We start from the raw sequence: 18,614 nt of genomic DNA, 5'->3' as shown, positions 1-18,614 counted from the left end.
TCGCCTGACTGACCGATATCCAGCTTTTGATTCCCCTCAACGTTACGATTCTGTCCGCCAACTGGCGGACAGGACTCCAGGAGTAGCGGGCAATGTCTTTTTCTTTTAAGACCCTGATTCTGGGGCGCAGGTTGGGCAATGCACAGCACAACAGCCTGTTTGGCTATCTGGTTGATGGCCTGAATGCAATCGGTTCCCTGCTCATATTTATCATTATGGCGATGATCGTCATCGACGTACTGTCGCGCAACCTGTTCAACCAGCCGATTGCCGGGGTAGCGGAGCTAGTAGCGGCGTCTATCGTCATGATCGTCTTTCTGCAGTTGCCGGGCACGTTGCGACACAACCGTATGGCCCAGGCAGATATCTTTATTGTCGGCTTTACCGATAAGCACCCTAGGATGGGTAACTTATTGATGTGTATGTTCTTTATGGCGGGATCGTATATGCTTTATATCGTTTATACCGGTACGCTGCCAACCTTTATACGTGCCTGGGAGCGTCAGCAGTTTATGGGGGTGGAAGGGGTGTTTACCTTCCCCGTGTGGCCTATCCGTTTCATCGTTATCAGTTGTGCGGCTATCACTGTGGTGCAATATCTGCTGCTGGCGATTCAGTCCTTGTGGCTGGCTTGGCATGGTCAGGTATGCCTGACTGAGGAGGCCGAACAATGACAGGTCTTGAAATCGGTACTATCGCCGTCGTGCCTATGCTAGTGCTGATCTATCTAGGCATGCACATCAGCATCGCCTTGATGCTGGTCTCGATGATCTCCATAGCCATGCTGCGCAATTCGGAACTAGCCACTCGTATGGTCGCTGCTGCCGCGAACGATTCGCTGAGCAGCTATCTCTATGGGGTGGTGCCGCTGTTTGTACTGATGGGGTTATTGGTGGTGGTCTCTGGCGTGGGGCGCGATACCTTCGATGTGTTTCAGTGGCTGCTACGCAAAATACGCGGTGGGCTGGGCATTGCCACCGTAGGGGCCAACGGCATTTTTGCCTCTATCACAGGCATTAGCGTGGCGTCAGCGGCGGTATTCACCAAAGTGGCCGTGCCTGAAATGCGGCGCCATGGGTACACAGCCAAGTTTTCAGTGGGCGTGGTGGCGAGCAGTTCGGTTCTGGGTATGCTAATACCGCCGTCTCTGCTGATGATTGTCTATGGCGTATTGGCGGAACAGTCAGTCGGGCGCATGTTTATCGCTGGGATTATCCCAGGAATTATTTTGGCCTTATCTTTCTGTGGCGTCATTATGCTGCTTGCTTGGCTGAGTCCCGGCTTTATGATGCAAAGCCAAACCGATACGGGCGAGGCACTTGAAGATCCGATTGAGGAAACACCACTGACACTGGTATCTAAGCTCACCCCTATTCTGCTGCTGATGTTGCTGGTGCTGGGAGGGCTTTACAGCGGCTTTTTCACACCAACTGAAGCAGGCGGAGTGGGCGCCTTCGGGGCGCTGCTGTTGGCGCTCGCTAAACAACGGCTGACGCCTGGGAAGTTCTACGAAGTCTTGGGAGAAACCGGATATGTGGCGGTCTCCATTCTATTTTTGATCCTGGCCGCTTCACTCTATAGCCGCATGCTGGCATTGACGGGCTTACCGATGTCGATTGCCCAGGCAGTTACGACGATGGATCTGACCATCTATCATTTCCTGGCTCTGTATCTGTTCATCATTATCTTGATGGGCTGCATCATCGATTCAGTCTCCATCATGCTGATTGTGTTGCCCATTGTGCTTCCTATCGCTCAGCATTTTGGTATGGATCTGATTTGGTTCGGCGTGATTACCGTTGTAGCAGTTGAAATCGGGCTGATTACTCCGCCCTTTGGTATATCGGTTTACACGGTCAAAGCGGCGCTGAATGACAAAACGGTGCCCGTCAAAGAAATCTTCAAGGGGGTAGTGCCGTTTTTCATCACCATGGTGGTGGTGCTGATTATCTTAAGTGCATTTCCAGTGTTATCTACTTACTTGGCCTATCGCTATTAACGTTAAAGAGGGTAATTCATGAGCCTAATACTACCACCGGGGGCTTTGCCCGACGATGCACTGGGTCAACTGTTTAGTGAGGCACGCACTTATGCCTATTGGCAGGATAAACCGGTTGAAGATGAAACACTGCGCAATCTGTATGAGCTGATGAAATTTGCCCCTACCAGCGTTAACTGCAGTCCGCTACGTATTAAGTTTTTGCGCACTGACGATGCTAAGGAAAAGCTCGATCCTGCCTTGAGCGAAGGCAATCGACATAAGGTCCATGCCGCACCGGTAACCGCTATCCTCGCGTATGATCGCAGCTTTCATCGTCACTTGCCGGAGCTGTTCCCACATGCTAATGCGAAGTCGTGGTTTGTGGGTAACGAGCCATACCGAGAAGAAACAGCTTTTCGTAACAGCAGCCTGCAAGGTGGCTATTTTATCCTCGCCGCACGGGCTCTGGGTTTGGATGCCGGGCCGTTGTCGGGATTTGATAACGACATGGTGGACGGGCTCTTCTTTGCCGAAGGCGACCCTGATTACCGCAGCAATTTTTTGTGCAACCTGGGTTATGGTGACGGCAGCAAGCTCTACTCTCGCAGCCCTAGACTGGCATTTGAGCAAGTATGCGAGCTTTTATAAATGAGTACGTTAGCTTCCTGATTTCAATCAGTAAATGCAGCACCTGCGGTTGTTAGCGTTAATGTGCTTGTAGGCTCTTAAAATTAGTGGGCGTTCAGCACTTGGTTGATCTGCTATTTTGGATGTGGCTGCACTGCGAAAGGTGGCCTTTACGAGCTTAGCGCAGCGGAGAACGAACGATTATTGGCCTTCCCGTCAGCGCTTGTTTAGGATCAATAGCGGATCTCAACAAAAAAATAGCGAGCCGCCCTCATGAAGCCAGAAACTATTGTCCTCCACCATGGCTATTCGCCCACACCTTGCCACGCCAGGGTGTCTAGGTGTGTTTTGCTGACAAGGACGATATCGACGGCATCGAAGCGCTGATCGATGAGCGTACCAAAGCGGTTTTCTGCGAAAGCATTGGTAACCCCTCGGGTGGAGGGGGAGAGCTTGGCATCCCAGGATATGGCGGTGGAGCTCATGCGCAGTTGGGATATCGGCGCGGTGCGTGAACAAGCTGGTCGCTAGCATTGTCGAGGCGAGTAAGCAAAATCTGACACTAATGGCGCCTTTTACGCTCAACCATCAAGCGCCCTTATACGCCGCCAGGGCATACAAAAATTCCCGCCCTAACGTCGCGGCGGCAAGGGAGGTAATGTCGCCGTGGTCATAGGCGGGGTTTACCTCCACCACATCCATACCGACCATATCGCTGCGGCGCAGGTGGTGGCGCTAACGGAAGCGATCATGACGCTCCCGCGGCAAATGGCTGAACGGTTTGTCGATATGCTGCCGGTACGCTTAGTAGAACCACCGCAGGAATTGCCAGCGTTAAAAATGACTCTGATCCAGCATGGGCTCTATGCCAGCGATCCGGTCATTGCCTGGCTTTGTCAGCAGCTTATGACATTTGCGCAGGCCTTCAGCCACCGGCCTTCTGCGGCTTAATAAAAGAAATATTAGCTTTTAATGTTGACCTAACCCGGTTCAATACGGTTGAAAGAAAACAAGCCGTCAGTAATGATGCTATGCCTTGAGCGGAATATGCGTTGCATTACGTTCATTTAAGGGGCGCTGTAGACAATTAATAAAAGGAGAACGCCAGTGAAAATAGGCGCACCGAAGGAGAGTGCCCGGGGGGAAGCGCGTGTAGCGCTAACCCCTGAGAGCGCAAAGCAGATCCAGAAACTAGGCCACGAGTGCCTAGTTGAAACCGGCGCAGGTTTGGCGGCGGGCTTTAGTGACGATACTTATCGCGATGCTGGCGTGACCGTAGTAGACGGGCCTGAGGCGCTCTGGCGCGATGCTGATGTGGTCATTAAAGTCCGTGAGCCCTCCGATGAAGAAGCCGGTCGGTTGCGTGAAGGCCAAACACTGATCGCGTTCTTCTGGCCGGCTCAAAATGAAGCACTGCTTGAAAAATGTAAGGCCCAGGGCGCAACCGTTGTCGCGATGGATATGGTGCCGCGCATCTCACGGGCGCAGAAGATGGACGCGCTTTCGTCCATGGCCAATATTGCGGGCTATCGCGCAGTTATTGAGGCGGGCAACAACTTTGGTCGCTTCTTTACCGGCCAAGTGACCGCCGCGGGCAAGGTGCCACCGGCGAAGGTGCTCGTGATTGGCGCAGGCGTGGCGGGGTTAGCCGCGATCGGCACGGCCACCAGCCTGGGTGCCGTCGTGCGCGCCTTTGACGTGCGCCCTGAGGTATCTGAGCAGATCGAATCCATGGGCGCGGAGTTCGTGTTCCTTGATTTTGAGAATAGCCAGGACGGTTCTGAAAGCGGTGGTTACGCGTCACCTTCAAGCCCTGAGTTCCGCGAAAAGCAGCTTGAGTGCTTCCGTGAGCAGGCGCTCGATGTCGATATCGTCATCACTACCGCACTGATCCCCGGCAAACCCGCGCCCAAGCTTTGGCTGGAAGATATGGTCGCGGCCATGAAGCCGGGCTCGGTGGTTATTGACCTGGCCGCCGAGAAGGGCGGCAACTGCGATCTCACTAAGCCAGACGAGCGCGTAGTAAGCGATAACGGCGTGATCGTGATCGGCTACACCGATTTCCCCTCGCGCATGGCAACGCAATCATCCTTGCTGTACGCCACCAATATTCGCCATATGTTGACGGATCTAACGCCGGAGAAAGAAGGCGTGATTAATCACAATATGGACGACGATGTGATTCGTGGCGCCACGGTGACGCATCAGGGCGAAATAACCTTCCCACCGCCGCCGCCCAAAGTAAAAGCGATTGGCGCGGCTAAGCCAAAGAAGAAAGAGAAAGAGCCTACGCCTGAAGAGAAAAAAGCCGCCGAGATAGCTGGCTTTAAAGCGCAAACCACGCGCCAAGTGGGGTTATTGGCCATCGGTGGTGCGCTGATGCTTCTGCTTGGTCAAGTCGCGCCTGTTTCCTTTATGCAGCACTTTATTGTCTTTGTATTAGCCTGCTTTATCGGTTTCCAGGTGATTTGGAAAGTAAGCCACTCGCTGCACACGCCGTTGATGGCGGTGACCAATGCGATATCGGGCATCATTATTTTGGGGGCGATTCTGCAGATTGGTTCCGGCAGCGCAGTGGTTAGCGTACTGGCGGCAATTTCCGTGCTTATCGCGTCAATTAACATCGTGGGTGGCTTCCTGGTGACACGCCGGATGCTGGCCATGTTCCAAAAGTCCTAAGCGGCGGAGAAACGATATGTTGGGTCAAGGTTTCGTATCTGCCGCGGCAATCGCGGCAAGCGTACTATTTATTCTGTCGCTAGGCGGCTTGAGTAACCAAGAAAAAGCCAAGCGCGCCGTGTGGTACGGCATTGTCGGCATGGCAGTGGCGGTGTTTTTTACCGCCTTTGGGCCGGGCATTGGCGGATACTGGTGGCTAATTCCCATGATGCTGATCGGCGCAGGTGTTGGCGCTTATGTCGCGGGCAAGGTCGAGATGACCGAAATGCCCCAGCTCGTGGCGGCACTGCATAGTTTTGTGGGCTTGGCTGCGGTACTCGTGGCGTGGAGCGCCGATTTAGAACGCCGTCGAGTGATGGCCGCGCGAGCTGTCGATGCATCGCTGGATCAGTTCTCCGCGTTTGCGGCGCTGGTCGCCACCAAAGCCCCTGACGAGCTGATGTTTCTCCAGGTTGAGGTAGTGCTGGGCATCTTTATCGGTGCGGTGACCTTTACCGGCTCGGTGATTGCGTTTGGTAAGCTGGCGGGCAAAATCGATGGCAAACCCCGTCAACTGCCCGGAGGGCATTTGCTCAATGCGGGCGCGGCGGTGCTGTCGCTGCTGTTAGCCATTCTTTACCTTAACGGTGCCGGCTTCTGGACGCTGATACTGTTAGCAGCGCTGGCGTTCTTTATCGGCTATCACCTGATCATGGGGATTGGCGGGGCGGATATGCCGGTGGTGGTGTCGATGCTCAACAGCTACTCCGGCTGGGCGGCTGCAGCCATCGGTTTTACGCTCTCCAACGACCTGCTGATTGTAACCGGTGCGCTGGTCGGCTCATCAGGGGCGATTCTCTCCTACATCATGTGTAAAGCGATGAACCGCAAGTTCATCAATGTGATCTTAGGTGGCTTTGGCGGTAGCCAAGGGCCCGCGGCGGAGGTTGAAGGCGAGCAGGTGGCTATTGATGCAGGCGGCGTGGCGAGTGCACTGAATGATGCTGATAGCGTCATTATTGTGCCGGGTTACGGCATGGCCGTGGCCCAGGCGCAAAGTGCGGTGAGTGATTTGGTGCGCAAACTGCGCGCTGCAGGCAAAACCGTGCGCTTCGGTATTCACCCGGTGGCTGGGCGCTTGCCAGGGCATATGAACGTGCTGCTGGCTGAAGCCAAGGTGCCCTATGATATCGTGCTGGAAATGGACGAAATCAACGACGATTTCCCGACCACCGATGTGGTGATCGTGATTGGCTCCAACGATATCGTTAACCCTGCGGCCGAAGAAGACCCGAATAGCCCCATTGCCGGTATGCCGGTGCTTAAAGTGTGGGAGGCGAAGCAGGTATTTGTCAGCAAGCGCGGCCAGGGTACTGGTTATTCCGGCATTGAAAATCCGCTGTTTTTCAAAGACAACACGCGGATGTTCTATGGCGATGCGCGCGATAGTCTCAATACGCTGCTGCCGTTGATTGATTAGGACTTAGCTACCCATGCAATGTAGCTAGACGCTAGGTTACTAAGAGCCATTAAGTACCGAGCCCGCGAGCAATCGCGGGCTTTTTAGTTGTACGCCTGACTGGCTCAGTCCTGCGCGACTGCCCATGGGTCGATGTCGATCAGTTCGGCGTCCATGTCGCGTTCCTCCAGTGTATTGACCGCATAGCGGGCGAGACGGGTGCCACCAACTCGTCAGCCCGGGCGGATCGCCCTCTCATCGAGTATCGCTCTCGGCAGAGTGAACCAGATACAGGTGCCTTTTCCCGGTCTGCTCTCGATGACGAGTTGGGACTCGTGGCGCTTCAGCACTTCGGAGACGATGGCGAGTCCCAGTCCGGTACCTTCACCCCGCTCACGTCCAATCGTGGTGCGATAGAAGCGCTGCGAGATGAGGGGGATTTCTTTTTTGGGGATGCCGACACCGGTATCTCTGACCCCGATCTTGAGCCGAGCATCGTCGAACTCGAGAATCCGGATCGAGACCGTGCCGCCGGTGTTGGTGGCGGTGATGGCGTTGTCGACCATATTGGTCAGCGCGTGATCGATCAGTTCGATGTCGGCGGAGACCTCGGCTATCGCTACCTGGTTTTCCACACGAAGCTTGATGCCCTTCTCTAGCGCGCGAGGGTGAAATTTACCTAGAATGTCGTTGGCCAGTTCGGCGAAGGAGAACGCGCTTGGGCATAGCGGTCGGCCCGCGATATTGGCGTGAGACATCTGCGAGAGCTGGTCGGCCAACTGGGCCATTCGCTCCACGTTGGCGCGAATGGCGTCTAGACCGCTGCGTGTTTCATCGTCGAGAGACCTGCGATCCAACTGCTTGGCATAGCCCAACAGGGAGGTCATCGGTGTGCGGAATTCGTGAGACAGGTTGGCGATGAGTTCCCGCCGCTGGCGGTCGGTATCGTGCAGCGCCTCGACCTGGGCTTCGATGGTGGCCGCCATGTCGTTGAAGGCACGCCCGACCCGGCCGATTTCGTCGTCGATCGACTCGGGACTGCGCTGCCGGTAATCGCCCTCGGCAAAGCGTTGGACGGTGCGGGTCAGCCGTGAAAAGCGTCGCGTCAGAAGAGCGAAGAGGGCGAGGCCCACGGCCAGCGTCAATGCCAACGCCACGCAGCCTGCGATGAGCAGCGTGCGCAAGATGCTGCTCGTCTGCCAGATGTTGGCCATCGAGACATCTGTATTGGCCTCCAGTTGCACCAGCAGATAGCCCGATTGCTGCTGCGGGCCGTAGGTGATTGGGGCAACTGAAAAAACGCCCTCGTCGCCCCGGCAGGGCATGTCCGCGTAGACCGGCAGCATGGGCATATCGGAAAGCAGTTCATCTATAGCATCCCGGTCGATTCGGCGGTCGAGGCCGCAGCGGTCGTGGGCGTAAGCGCCAACCACCGTGCCGTCGGTGTCGAGCACGTACAGCGAGAGCGCCGGATTGATGGTCATGACCCGCTCTACGGCCTCTAGAGTCGAAGGGCTATAAACGCCGTCGTCGAGCTGCAGCACGGGAGCCAGGTGATGGGCCATGTCGATCTGATTGCGCTGCAGCCATTCGCGTCCCAACTGGCCGAACTGATCGACCGCCACCAGTGTGGTCGTGGTGGAGAGTGCGATCATGCTCACCAGATAGACGAACACGATGCGCGCGAACAGGCTGCGGTAAGTTCTTCGCAACGTTTTGCCAAGGCTCATGGGGCGTTCTCGTCGGATACTGATGCTGGAGCGTCGTCGTCGGTGAACCGATAACCGGTGCCCCACACGGTGAGAATGTACTCGGGCTGCGTCGGGTCTGGCTCTATCTTGCTGCGCAACCTATTGATGTGCGTATTGACGGTGTGATCAAAGCCATCGAATTCCGGGCCCCATACGGCATCGAGCAACTCGCTGCGGGAAAATCCCTTACCAGGGTGGCGGGCAAAGAACACCAGTAGGGCGAACTCCCGGGTCGTGAGTTGCATTATGTTTCCGTCGAATTTGACGCTGTGGCCGTCGATGTCGATCTCCAGCGCTTTTATCTTCATAAGCGTCGACGACGTACGCCCCTCCATTGCCTTTCGACGACGCAGAAGCGCTTGGATTCTCGCCAATAAAATATCGGTATCGAATGGCTTAGTGATGTAGTCGTCGGCACCGATTTCCAGACCGATGACCACGTCCCGCGTGCCGGCGAGCGCCGTCAGCATGATGATTGGAATAGTAGCGTCGTGAGCGCGAATGTCTCGACACACTGCGAGTCCGTCAATGCCCGGTAGCATCAGATCAAGAACGACGAGTGAGGCATTCCGCCATCGATTCAAGGCTTCTTCCCCGGTCGAAACCCAGGTCGGCTGATGGCCGGCCTGGGCGAGAATGCTCGTTAATAGCCGACCAATATCGGGATCGTCCTCGACGCAAAGTATCGGGCACGACATAGCGGTTTTCCTCTAAGTGAGCCGTGAATCCTAGCCCAATGTACTTCGTTAATCATCACGGAAACGTTATCACCGAACGTTATGATTCCGTGATGATTGAGCTGACATTCCTGTTTATCTTTGGCAAACCGTGTCGGACTGGACACGGATACCTAGATAAATCAGGAGAGAATCATGATCCGCACAACATCCAAATATCTACTCGCCCTGAGTGCTGTACTGCTGAGCGGCGGCCTCGCCTTCACCACGCTAGCCAGCGCCCAGACCGACAATATGTCCCAGGACTCGATGAGTCAGGACGGCATGAGCCATGACGATGGCATGAGCCACGACGATGGCATGAGCCACGACGACGGCATGAGCCACGACGACGGCATGAGCCACGACGACGGCATGAGCCACGACGATAGCATGAGCCATGACGAAATGAGCAGCGACTCCATGGAGCATGCCAACTAAAGGTTGCGATTCGGCAAATCAGGCGCTGCCTGGTTTGCCGGACGCCTTCGTTTCGAGGTCAATATCATGTCTGAGTCTGTCAAAGCTTCGAACGCTAGTGACTCGACCGGTGATGTGTCCGGTGCGCCGGCCACACGAGTGATCAAACGGCATACACTGGCGACTCGTCTGTGGCATTGGACGAATCTCGTCTGCCTGATCGTGTTGCTGATGAGCGGTTTGCAGATATTCAATGCACACCCCGCGCTCTATTGGGGGGAGCAATCCGATTTCGCTAACCCTTTTATCGCGATCCATGCGCGCACCGCCGAGGACGGCGAGGACGGCGAGCCCATGGGCGTGGTTCGTATCGCTGGACAGGTGTTCGATACCACCGGCGTACTGGGGCTTTCCGATGACAACGGCCAGCTACGCGAACGGGCCTTCCCCCGCTGGGCGACGCTGCCGGGAGACAAGTGGCTGTCGATGGGGCGTAACTGGCATTTTCTGGCTGCGTGGATCTTCGTGCCGCTGCTCGTCGCGTATCAGCTCTATATCCTGCTGGTGCCCCAACGACGACGGGCGCTGTTTCCAACGTGGGTGCAGTTGAAGAACATCCCGAGGACTGTCTTTGATCATGCGCGGCTGCGTTTTCATCACGAAGCTGACTACAACGGTATCCAGAAGCTGACCTACCTGCTGGTGTTGTTCGGGTTGCTGCCAGTAATGATTTTGTCGGGGCTGACCATGGCACCCAGTGTCAACGCTGCCTGGCCGTGGCTCACCGAACTTTTCGGCGGACGACAGAGTGCTCGCACCTTTCATTTTCTCTGTGCAACGGCCCTCATTGGCTTTTTCGTCGTGCACATCGCGCTGGTGCTGGTATCCGGTGTTTTCAACAACCTGCGCTCGATGGTAAGCGGTCGCTACCGCATCCAGGCAGAAGCGCATGACGGAGCGGAGCCGAGACATGACTGACTCGAACAGACACTCGACATCACCAACGCCCGACCGCGCTCGACGGCGACTGCTGGGTGGCCTGTGCGCGCTGGGGGCTGGCACTTTCCTTGCCGGTTGTGACCGACTGTCGGGAAGCGCGCCCGTGCGCGCGGCGCTGAGCAATGTCGAGCAACTCTCTTACAAGGCCCAACGTCTGATCGCCTCGCGCCAGGCACTCGCAAAGGAGTTCGACAAGAGTCATATCGCGCCGGTGTTTCGTCCCAATGGCACCACTGACCCGCAGGAGGATTACTATCGTGCCTGGGTTGAGAATGGTTTCGCCGACTGGCGTCTGACCATCGACGGGCTGGTCGAAGAGCCGATGACGCTGTCGTTGTCGGCGCTTCGGGAGATGGCCTCGCGAACCCAGATCACTCGTCACGATTGCGTCGAGGGTTGGAGCTGTATCGGGCAGTGGACTGGCGTTCCTCTGGCGGATCTGCTTGATCGGGTGCGTCCGGCAGATACCGCGCGCTTCGTGGTTTTTCACTGTGCAGATCACACCTACGGAGGGGCGGATCTGTACTACGAGAGCCTCGACATGATCGAGGCGTATCATCCGCAGACGCTGCTTGCCTACGATCTCAACGGCGAACCGCTACCGGTGGCTAACGGGGCGCCTATTCGTCTGCGCGCCGAGCGTCAGTTGGGTTACAAGCATGCCAAGTACGTGATGCGTGTCGAACTGGTGGAAAGCTTCAAGCAGCTCCACGGCGGCAAGGGAGGATATTGGGAGGATAGGGGCTACGACTGGTGGGCGGGCATCTAGGCGATGACCATCGAGCGCGTGAAAATTAGTCATGAGGCAACCCTTCGCGCGGGTGCCGTCGCCACGGGGCCACAAGCCTTCGGTACTCGATTATGTGCAGGGCACTGCTGCGCCTGCTATGGTCGAGTATCTTCTTGTGTGTTGAGCAATCGCTACTATGAGCCAACGCCCCAACCCCCGGGTGCTGATCCGCCTACTGGGTCTACTGCGCCCCTACCGACTCCGTTTAGCCCTGGCGGGCTTAGCATTGCTGTTGGCCTCTGGAAGCGTGCTGCTGCTGGGTAACGGGCTGCGCTTGGTGATTGACCGCGGCTTTTTGGCGGCGGATGAACAGGCATTAGCCCAATCGCTCGGTTTAATGCTAGCGGTGGTCACGGTGCTGGCGATGGCCTCCGCGCTGCGCTATTACCAGGTTACCTGGATCGGTGAACGCCTGGCCGCTGACCTGCGCCAGCGTGTGTTCGACCACTTATTAACTCTGGAACCCAGCTTTTTTGAAAGCGCCAGCGACGGTCGCGCAGCCGGAGAAATTGCCTCACGGTTGACCGCCGACACCAGCGTACTGCAGAGCCTGTTTGGCTCTTCGGTGTCGCTGGCGCTGCGCAATCTGGTCATGCTGGTAGGCGCGGTGGTGCTGATGCTTATCACCCAGCCGTGGCTCTCGGCGCTGGTGCTGGTGGGTATCCCCGCGACGCTATTGCCGATTGTTTGGTATGGCCGCCGGGTGCGGCGGCTTTCGCGTACCAGCCAGGATCGGGTGGCGGAGCTTGGTCGCTATGCCGAAGAGGCGCTGAGCGGTATTAAAACGATTCAAGCGTTTACCCATGAGACAGTAGATAAAACTCACTACGGCCAGCGCGTCGAGCAGGCTTTTGGCAGCGCCGTCGAGCGTACTCAGCAGCGCGCCTGGCTCACCGGTATTGCCATGCTGGTGGTGTTCACCGCCGTTGGCTTAATGCTTTGGCAGGGTGGCCAAGCCGTCTTGGCCGGTACGATGAGTGCCGGTGAGCTTTCGGCGTTTATTTTCTACGCCGTGCTTGCCGCGGGGGCTATTGCCACGTTGGCCGAAGTGGCGGGAGATGTGCAACGCGCGGCGGGTGCAGCGGAGCGTTTATTGGAACTGCTCGATACCCAGCCCGCTATCCAATCGCCTGCTAACTCGTACGACCTGGCTAAGCCATTGCGTGGTGAGATTAGGCTGGAGGGTGTCAGCTTCACCTACCCTGGCCGCGAAGCACCGGCGCTTGAAAGCTTTGATTTGCATATTCAGCCTGGGGAGCGAGTGGCGGTGGTGGGGCCTTCGGGGGCGGGTAAAAGCACGCTGCTTGGCCTACTGCTGCGCTTTTATGATCCCAGCCAAGGGCGTATCAGCCTCGATGGCAGTGATATCCGCAGCTTAGACCTCGCTGTTTTGCGCGGTGCGATGGGATTGGTGGCCCAAGAGCCGGTGCTGTTTAGCGGCTCAGTAGCCGAAAATCTGCGCTACGGAAACCCCGAGGCTGATATCGATAGACTGCGCATTGCCGCCCAGGATGCCAGCGCCCTGGACTTTATCGACGCGCTTCCCCAAGGCTTTGATACACCGCTTGGCCCCGGCGGCGTGCAGCTTTCCGGTGGCCAGCGTCAGCGTCTCGCCATCGCCCGGGCGCTGCTGAAAAATCCCGCGGTGTTATTGCTAGATGAAGCCACCAGCGCCCTGGATGCCGAGAGCGAGCGCCTAGTGCAGCAGGCGCTGGACAGGCTGATGGTGGGCCGTACCAGCATCGTGATTGCCCACCGGCTGGCGACCGTCATCGCCGCTGATCGCTTGCTGGTGCTTGATGGTGGGCGGCTGATTGCCGCGGGCACGCACGACGAACTAATCACCACCAGCCCGCTCTATCGTCATTTAGCTGCGTTGCAGTTTGGCTAGTGCTTATCGTTGCTTATCGTCTCTGCCCTGTTGCTCTACACTCGTCGTTTGTGTTCCATTTGCGTTCTATGAACGAAGGATAATCGCATTGATGTTGGGATTCCTGCAGGGATTTTCCTATGGCCTCTTTATGACCTGCCTGCCCTGGCTGCTGGTCGGCCTTTTCAATCCTGCTCTGGCGCTGCCGGTGGCGGCCCAAGGTCGGCTACAGGTGATCCTACGCTATTGCCTGGTGGTTCCTTTCATCAGCTCGCTGCTATGGCTGACCTCCCTTTGGGGCGGTTTCAGCCCCAACCTGTTTGGCTGGTTGGCGGGCATCATCGCTATCCCTGTGGCGCTGCCCGTCGAGCGAACGCTGCGCGGCTGGCTGGCCCGCCGTCGCGAGCGTCGCCGGGAGAAGTTGCGATCAGCCGAGACGCGTCAGCGTCGTGCCCAAGAGGAGCGTAACGCCTATGAGGCTGGCGTATCGGTGCTCGATCCTGAGCGGCCACCCGAGGGAGCTGACGATCTTGTCTTGGCCTTGTGCCGGGCCAAACAGAGCCTGCTGGACGTTAAACGCCCCGACTTGGCGGTTCTCGCGGATCGCCTCTACAGCCGCTACCGCCATGTGATGGACGTGCTAGGCGGTCGCTTTTACACTGGCGAGTTGGCTTTTGAGCGCTCGCGCGGGCTGGTCACTCAGGTCTGTTTCGGTGCGGTGGATACGCTGACCACGATGGCCTCCCAGGCACGCGGGGTGGTTAGTGTGGATGGCCATTACGTGCGCGGTCGGCTGGAGCGCGAGGGCAAGCGACTAAGCGATGAGGAGCGAACTGCTCTGGTGCGACGCCTGGACCTGTTGGTGGAGACCGAGCACCAGCTAAGTAAGCTCTCCGCCCGCATCGAATCGGCGCTGACCGTGCTCGACGATACCGCCGTTTCCATGGCGCGCATTGAGACGGCGCGCCCTCAGGCGTCTGTCACCACCGAAAAAGCGCTGGAGGATCTGCGCCGCTTCGTCGAGGGCGCGGACCGTTATGCCCGCAAGGATTAACCCGGTGGCCAATGGTCGCATGCGGTATTCACACGGTTTTATTGACAGCTCAGGAGATGCCCATGACGCAGCAATCCGATGATCAACCTCGCCTCTCCCTGCCGCCGGTTGAAGAGATCGCCAGCGCATCGTCGATCTGCAGCAACAGTTGGCCGTGAGCCAGCAGGGTGTGCTGGCGCTAGAAGTGATCATCCGTAACAACCGGGAGTTGATGCGCGGCGTGGATAGGGCCATCAATGTCACTGTCTCGGCCCTCACCGTGGCGGTAACCGTGGCCATGGCGATGGCTAACCAGCGGCTGGTGCTGGATCGTATCGAATCGCTCAACTCCACCACATCGCAAATGATTGGTGGGACTGCCAAGGCGCTGCGCCAGCAAGGCGTCGACATCCAGAAGCGGGCCTCTTCGGCGATGCTTGATATGCAAGTGCTTGAGGAGGCGTTTAGTGAGGTGATGGGCGCGATTAATGATCTCTCGACCTATCGAAAGGAAGCCCTACCGCGGCTGGATGAACAGATCGACCGCCTGGCAACTTTGGCTAAGCAAGGCAACGTGTCCATCGAGCGACTCCGCGAGGGTAACGAGGCGCAACCGCAGGATGGCAGCTTTGATAAGCCGGTGAGATAAGCCAGTCCCTTGCCTTGGCGTATGCCTAACAATTAACAAAACTTTATAGATGAGCGTGTCTATTGACGAGGGAACCTATGTCGAGTTTTTTCCAACGTCTTAATGCTGTTAATGCCCCTTCGATTGGGCTTGGCTGCATGAATCTTTCCCATGGTTACGGCAGCATCGTGCCTGAAAGTGCCGCCCTGCGAGCGCTTGATGAAGCCTTTGATATGGGCTATCGCCACTTCGATACCGCTACTCTGTACGGTGGCACGGCCAATGAGCGTTTGGTCGGTCGCGCCCTGGAGGGCAAGCGGCATCAGCTCTTTCTAGCCAGTAAATGCGGGATGGCGATGGACCCTGAGTCAGGCAAGCGAGTGATTGACGGCCGCCCGGCAACATTGCGCAAACAGTGCGAAGCGAGCCTTGCGCGGCTGCGTACCGACCATTTAGATCTCTACTACCTGCATCGCTTGGATCGCCAAGTCCCCGTTGAAGAGAGCGTAGGGGCGCTAGGGCGCTTGATGGAAGAGGGCAAAATTGGTGGCGTGGGATTGTCTGAAGTTTCCGCCACAACGTTGCGCCGCGCCGTGGCTGAATACCCAATTGCCGCAGTGCAGTCGGAATACTCGCTGTGGACGCGCAATCCTGAAATCGCTCTGATTGATGCGTGCCGTGAAGCAGGCACGGCCATGGTCGCGTTTAGTCCTCTGGGGCGGGGCTTTTTAGCCGGAGCCATTAACGACCCTGCACGCCTTGAAGAGGGCGATATGCGTCGTAATATGCCGCGCTTTAGTGCCGAGAACTATCCGCACAATGTCGCGCTGTTTGAACGCCTTGCGACGTTGGCGAGAGCATTAAGTGTCACGCCAGGGCAGCTGGCGCTTGCGTGGTTGCAGGCAAAAGGCAGCGACATTATCCCTATTCCGGGCACGCGTACGCCTGCCCACATGCGCGAAAACTTAGCAGCACAAACGCTGCGCCTTGATGACATCACCCTGACACAGCTGGATGCCATGATGACGCCAGACCAAGTGGCAGGTGCCCGCTACGGCGACGCGCAGCAAGCCGATATCGACACCGAAGAATTCACAGCGTAGCGGCAGCTAGCGGAAGTTGATGACGTAAAATAGCTAAAAGCTATTATCAATTTAATAAAAAGCAAATTGTGACTATGACCGTTCTGCTTTAAAACAGAGCTAGGTGAAAGTGCTGGGTAAGCGCATTACATTTCTTACGCACAATACTAGCGTGAGCAAGCTCACGGTCAGTTGACTTGGTCGTCGGTCAGACGAGCGCCACCAAGGCACAAGCAATAAGGGAGAAAGCTATGAGTGGTAAATGTCCTGTCATGCATGGTGGTAACACCTCCACGGGCACGTCGAATAAAGACTGGTGGCCTGAAGGGATTAATCTGGATATTTTGCATCAGCATGACCGCAAAACGAATCCGATGGATACTGATTTTGACTATCGGGAAGAGGTCAGAAAACTCGATTTTGACGCACTGAAGCAAGATGTTCATGCGCTAATGACCGACAGCCAGTCTTGGTGGCCAGCCGATTGGGGCCACTACGGCGGCCTGATGATTCGTATGGCATGGCATTCTGCGGGCACCTATCGCCTTGCCGACGGCCGTGGTGGCGGTGGTACCGGCAGCCAACGTTTTGCACCGCTCAACTCCTGGCCGGACAACGTCAGCCTTGATAAAGCGCGCCGTCTACTATGGCCAATCAAGAAAAAGTACGGCAACAAAATTAGCTGGGCCGACCTGATGATTCTGGCCGGCACGGTGGCTTATGAATCCATGGGCCTGCCTTCCTACGGCTTTTCGTTTGGCCGTGAAGACGTCTGGCATCCGGAAAAAGATATTTACTGGGGTAATGAGAAAGAGTGGCTGGCGCCTTCCGATGAGCGTTACGGCGACGTTGAAAAGCCTGAAACCATGGAAAACCCCCTAGCCGCGGTGCAAATGGGGCTTATCTATGTAAACCCCGAAGGCGTTAACGGCGTGCCCGATCCGCTTAAAACGGCTCAGCAGGTGCGTGAAACCTTCGCTCGTATGGCTATGAACGATGAAGAAACCGCCGCGCTCACCGCCGGTGGTCACACCGTGGGTAAATGCCACGGCAATGGTGATGCGGGGGCGCTCAGTGCCGTGCCCGAAGGATCATCTGTTGAGAACCAGGGGTTTGGCTGGGGTAATCCAGCCATGGGCGGCAAGGCAAGCAATGCTGTGAGCTCTGGTATTGAAGGTGCCTGGACGACCAACCCTACGCAGTTCGACATGGGCTATTTCGATCTGCTGTTTGGCTATGAGTGGGAACTGAAGAAAAGCCCGGCAGGCGCCCACCAGTGGGAGCCCGTGAATATCAAAGAAGAAGATAAGCCAGTTGATGCCAGCGACCCCTCTGTTCGTCGCAACCCGATCATGACCGATGCAGACATGGCGATGAAGATGGATTCGACTTATCGGGCGCTTTGTGAAAAATTCATGGCGGACCCGGAGTACTTTAAAAAGACCTTCGCCAAAGCGTGGTTCAAGCTGACCCACCGTGACCTAGGCCCGAAAGCGCGTTATATCGGCCCGGAAGTGCCCGCCCAAGACCTGATCTGGCAAGATCCGATTCCGGCGGGCAGCATTGACTACAGCGAAGAAGTGGTTAAGCAAAAAATCGCTGAGAGTGGCCTGAGCATCAGCGAGATGGTTAGCACCGCGTGGGACAGCGCGCGAACCTATCGCGGCTCTGATATGCGTGGCGGTGCCAACGGTGCACGCATTCGCTTAGCGCCCCAGAAAGGCTGGGAAGGCAACGAGCCTGCGCGTCTCGCCAAAGTGCTGGCAGTATACGAGCAGGTTTCGGCCGACACCGGCGCCAGCCTTGCCGACGTGACTGTTCTAGCTGGCAGTGTGGCGATCGAAAAAGCCGCTAAAGCAGCAGGTTATGACGTTCGTGTGCCTTTCCTGAAAGGGCGTGGCGATGCCTCAGCCGAGATGACCGACGGTGAATCGTTTGAGCCGCTAGAACCGCTGGCAGACGGGTTCCGCAACTGGCAGAAGAAAGACTATGCAGTGAAGCCCGATGAGCTGCTGCTGGACCGCGCCCAGTTGATGGGGCTCACAGGCCCAGAAGTGACCGTGCTGATCGGTGGAATGCGCGTACTGGGCACCAACTACGGCGGTACCCAGCAAGGTGTATTTACCCACCGTGAAGGCCAGTTGACCAATGACTTCTTCGTCAACTTGACGGACATGGACAATACCTGGAAGCCAGTAGGTAAAAATGCCTACGAGATCCGCGACCGTCAAACGGACGCTCTCAAATGGACTGCTTCACACATTGACCTAGTGTTTGGCGCTAACTCGGTTCTGCGTTCCTACGCAGAAGTGTATGCCCAGGACGATAACGGCGAGAAGTTCGTGAGAGATTTTGTCGCAGCCTGGACGAAAGTGATGAACGCGGATCGGTTTGATATCGCTTAATCACGACGAGGTTTAATGCTAGTAGGTAAAGCCCGCATACAGCATGCGGGCTTTTTTGTGACCCTGAAGCCAGTGGCTACTTTTCGCGCGTACCATCTGTTCGACGCTGCTAAATGATGTTTTGTTAGGGTTAAAATGCTTTTGTAAGCAATCTCTTAAAAATTTGTAAGATATTGCTTACGTGAGTGTAGGACA

At 56.7% G+C, this 18,614-nt stretch carries 15 protein-coding genes and 3 pseudogenes; 15 read left to right on the top strand and 3 right to left on the bottom strand.

The window, feature by feature from the left end; genetic code table 11:
- Nucleotides 1-92: 92 nt before the first annotated feature.
- The 4 genes and pseudogenes from ACTH5D_RS01065 to ACTH5D_RS01050 all read left to right on the top strand — a co-directional run.
- Nucleotides 93-674 carry a TRAP transporter small permease subunit gene (locus ACTH5D_RS01065; RefSeq protein WP_441667810.1) on the top strand — a complete coding sequence of 194 codons (582 nt, stop codon included), beginning with the start codon at nucleotides 93-95 and terminating at the stop codon, nucleotides 672-674.
- Nucleotides 671-1,999, top strand: a complete 1,329-nt coding sequence (locus tag ACTH5D_RS01060) for a TRAP transporter large permease (RefSeq protein WP_441667809.1) — start codon at nucleotides 671-673, stop codon at nucleotides 1,997-1,999. Before ACTH5D_RS01065 ends, ACTH5D_RS01060 begins: the two co-directional genes overlap by 4 nt.
- Before the next feature lie 18 nt (nucleotides 2,000-2,017).
- The gene (locus ACTH5D_RS01055; RefSeq protein WP_441667808.1) at nucleotides 2,018-2,629 is read left to right on the top strand and encodes a malonic semialdehyde reductase; all 612 of its coding nucleotides are present in this window, start codon (nucleotides 2,018-2,020) and stop codon (nucleotides 2,627-2,629) included.
- A 284-nt stretch (nucleotides 2,630-2,913) separates the two neighbouring features.
- Nucleotides 2,914-3,051 (top strand): annotated as a pseudogene (locus ACTH5D_RS01050) (PLP-dependent transferase); the annotation flags it as partial.
- Nucleotides 3,052-3,196: 145 nt separating this feature from the next.
- Here the strand turns inward: ACTH5D_RS01050 and ACTH5D_RS01045 are convergent.
- Nucleotides 3,197-3,322, bottom strand: a pseudogene (locus ACTH5D_RS01045) (arginase family protein); the annotation flags it as partial.
- Between ACTH5D_RS01045 and ACTH5D_RS01040 the strand changes: the two are divergent.
- The 3 genes from ACTH5D_RS01040 (at nucleotide 3,275) to ACTH5D_RS01030 (ending at nucleotide 6,746) form a co-directional block, all read left to right on the top strand.
- A complete protein-coding gene (locus tag ACTH5D_RS01040; RefSeq protein WP_441667807.1) occupies nucleotides 3,275-3,559 on the top strand; it encodes a hypothetical protein in 285 nt (94 codons plus the stop codon). The pseudogene ACTH5D_RS01045 and the gene ACTH5D_RS01040 overlap by 48 nt on opposite strands.
- A 156-nt stretch (nucleotides 3,560-3,715) precedes the next feature.
- A complete protein-coding gene (locus ACTH5D_RS01035; protein ID WP_441667806.1) occupies nucleotides 3,716-5,287 on the top strand; it encodes a Re/Si-specific NAD(P)(+) transhydrogenase subunit alpha in 1,572 nt (523 codons plus the stop codon).
- A gap of 16 nt (nucleotides 5,288-5,303) precedes the next feature.
- A complete protein-coding gene (locus ACTH5D_RS01030; protein ID WP_441667805.1) occupies nucleotides 5,304-6,746 on the top strand; it encodes an NAD(P)(+) transhydrogenase (Re/Si-specific) subunit beta in 1,443 nt (480 codons plus the stop codon).
- A 212-nt stretch (nucleotides 6,747-6,958) separates the two neighbouring features.
- Here the strand turns inward: ACTH5D_RS01030 and ACTH5D_RS01025 are convergent, their stop codons facing one another.
- Both ACTH5D_RS01025 and ACTH5D_RS01020 read right to left on the bottom strand, forming a co-directional pair.
- On the bottom strand, nucleotides 6,959-8,455 hold the full coding sequence (locus ACTH5D_RS01025; RefSeq protein WP_441667804.1) for a sensor histidine kinase: 1,497 nt from the start codon (nucleotides 8,453-8,455) through the stop codon (nucleotides 6,959-6,961).
- Nucleotides 8,452-9,174: a winged helix-turn-helix domain-containing protein gene (locus ACTH5D_RS01020; RefSeq protein ID WP_441667803.1), complete on the bottom strand. Its 723-nt coding sequence runs from the start codon at nucleotides 9,172-9,174 to the stop codon at nucleotides 8,452-8,454. The genes ACTH5D_RS01025 and ACTH5D_RS01020 overlap by 4 nt, the downstream gene beginning before the upstream one ends.
- Before the next feature lie 174 nt (nucleotides 9,175-9,348).
- Here ACTH5D_RS01020 and ACTH5D_RS01015 point away from each other — a divergent pair, with 174 nt between their 5' ends.
- From ACTH5D_RS01015 to katG, 8 genes and pseudogenes are all read left to right on the top strand, one after another.
- Complete coding sequence (locus ACTH5D_RS01015) at nucleotides 9,349-9,633, top strand: pentapeptide MXKDX repeat protein (protein WP_441667802.1); 285 nt, start codon at nucleotides 9,349-9,351, stop codon at nucleotides 9,631-9,633.
- Nucleotides 9,634-9,699: 66 nt separating this feature from the next.
- Nucleotides 9,700-10,590 (top strand): cytochrome b/b6 domain-containing protein, encoded by an 891-nt coding sequence (locus tag ACTH5D_RS01010; RefSeq protein ID WP_441667801.1) that lies wholly within the window; start codon nucleotides 9,700-9,702, stop codon nucleotides 10,588-10,590.
- Nucleotides 10,583-11,380, top strand: a complete 798-nt coding sequence (locus ACTH5D_RS01005; RefSeq protein ID WP_441667800.1) for a molybdopterin-binding protein — start codon at nucleotides 10,583-10,585, stop codon at nucleotides 11,378-11,380. Before ACTH5D_RS01010 ends, ACTH5D_RS01005 begins: the two co-directional genes overlap by 8 nt.
- Nucleotides 11,381-11,537: 157 nt before the next feature.
- A complete protein-coding gene (locus tag ACTH5D_RS01000; protein ID WP_441667799.1) occupies nucleotides 11,538-13,292 on the top strand; it encodes an ABC transporter transmembrane domain-containing protein in 1,755 nt (584 codons plus the stop codon).
- A 91-nt stretch (nucleotides 13,293-13,383) separates the two neighbouring features.
- Nucleotides 13,384-14,325: a cobyrinic acid a,c-diamide synthase gene (locus ACTH5D_RS00995; RefSeq protein WP_441667798.1), complete on the top strand. Its 942-nt coding sequence runs from the start codon at nucleotides 13,384-13,386 to the stop codon at nucleotides 14,323-14,325.
- 118 nt (nucleotides 14,326-14,443) lie between these two features.
- A pseudogene (locus ACTH5D_RS00990) lies at nucleotides 14,444-14,953 on the top strand (toxic anion resistance protein); the annotation flags it as partial.
- Between the two features lie 77 nt (nucleotides 14,954-15,030).
- Nucleotides 15,031-16,035, top strand: a complete 1,005-nt coding sequence (locus tag ACTH5D_RS00985; protein WP_441667797.1) for an aldo/keto reductase — start codon at nucleotides 15,031-15,033, stop codon at nucleotides 16,033-16,035.
- Nucleotides 16,036-16,265: 230 nt separating this feature from the next.
- Nucleotides 16,266-18,419 carry a catalase/peroxidase HPI gene (katG, locus tag ACTH5D_RS00980; RefSeq protein ID WP_441667796.1) on the top strand — a complete coding sequence of 718 codons (2,154 nt, stop codon included), beginning with the start codon at nucleotides 16,266-16,268 and terminating at the stop codon, nucleotides 18,417-18,419.
- Nucleotides 18,420-18,614: the final 195 nt, after the last annotated feature.

The sequence above is a fragment of the Halomonas sp. genome, assembly GCF_052095695.1.
Classification (GTDB): domain Bacteria; phylum Pseudomonadota; class Gammaproteobacteria; order Pseudomonadales; family Halomonadaceae; genus Vreelandella.
The sequence above is the reverse complement of the archived record's forward strand: the minus strand, read 5'-3'. Positions and strand labels throughout refer to the sequence as shown.

What these genes read in the sequence shown, in the direction of transcription:
- ACTH5D_RS01005 (WP_441667800.1), top strand. Translation starts at nt 10,583, where the DNA reads ATGACTGACTCGAACAGACACTCGACATCACCAACGCCCGACCGCGCT.
- ACTH5D_RS01025 (WP_441667804.1), bottom strand. Translation starts at nt 8,455, where the DNA reads ATGAGCCTTGGCAAAACGTTGCGAAGAACTTACCGCAGCCTGTTCGCG.
- ACTH5D_RS00995 (WP_441667798.1), top strand. Translation starts at nt 13,384, where the DNA reads ATGTTGGGATTCCTGCAGGGATTTTCCTATGGCCTCTTTATGACCTGC.
- ACTH5D_RS01060 (WP_441667809.1), top strand. Translation starts at nt 671, where the DNA reads ATGACAGGTCTTGAAATCGGTACTATCGCCGTCGTGCCTATGCTAGTG.
- katG (WP_441667796.1), top strand. Translation starts at nt 16,266, where the DNA reads ATGAGTGGTAAATGTCCTGTCATGCATGGTGGTAACACCTCCACGGGC.
- ACTH5D_RS01065 (WP_441667810.1), top strand. Translation starts at nt 93, where the DNA reads ATGTCTTTTTCTTTTAAGACCCTGATTCTGGGGCGCAGGTTGGGCAAT.
- ACTH5D_RS01000 (WP_441667799.1), top strand. Translation starts at nt 11,538, where the DNA reads ATGAGCCAACGCCCCAACCCCCGGGTGCTGATCCGCCTACTGGGTCTA.
- ACTH5D_RS01020 (WP_441667803.1), bottom strand. Translation starts at nt 9,174, where the DNA reads ATGTCGTGCCCGATACTTTGCGTCGAGGACGATCCCGATATTGGTCGG.
- ACTH5D_RS01010 (WP_441667801.1), top strand. Translation starts at nt 9,700, where the DNA reads ATGTCTGAGTCTGTCAAAGCTTCGAACGCTAGTGACTCGACCGGTGAT.
- ACTH5D_RS00985 (WP_441667797.1), top strand. Translation starts at nt 15,031, where the DNA reads ATGTCGAGTTTTTTCCAACGTCTTAATGCTGTTAATGCCCCTTCGATT.
- ACTH5D_RS01055 (WP_441667808.1), top strand. Translation starts at nt 2,018, where the DNA reads ATGAGCCTAATACTACCACCGGGGGCTTTGCCCGACGATGCACTGGGT.
- ACTH5D_RS01030 (WP_441667805.1), top strand. Translation starts at nt 5,304, where the DNA reads ATGTTGGGTCAAGGTTTCGTATCTGCCGCGGCAATCGCGGCAAGCGTA.
- ACTH5D_RS01015 (WP_441667802.1), top strand. Translation starts at nt 9,349, where the DNA reads ATGATCCGCACAACATCCAAATATCTACTCGCCCTGAGTGCTGTACTG.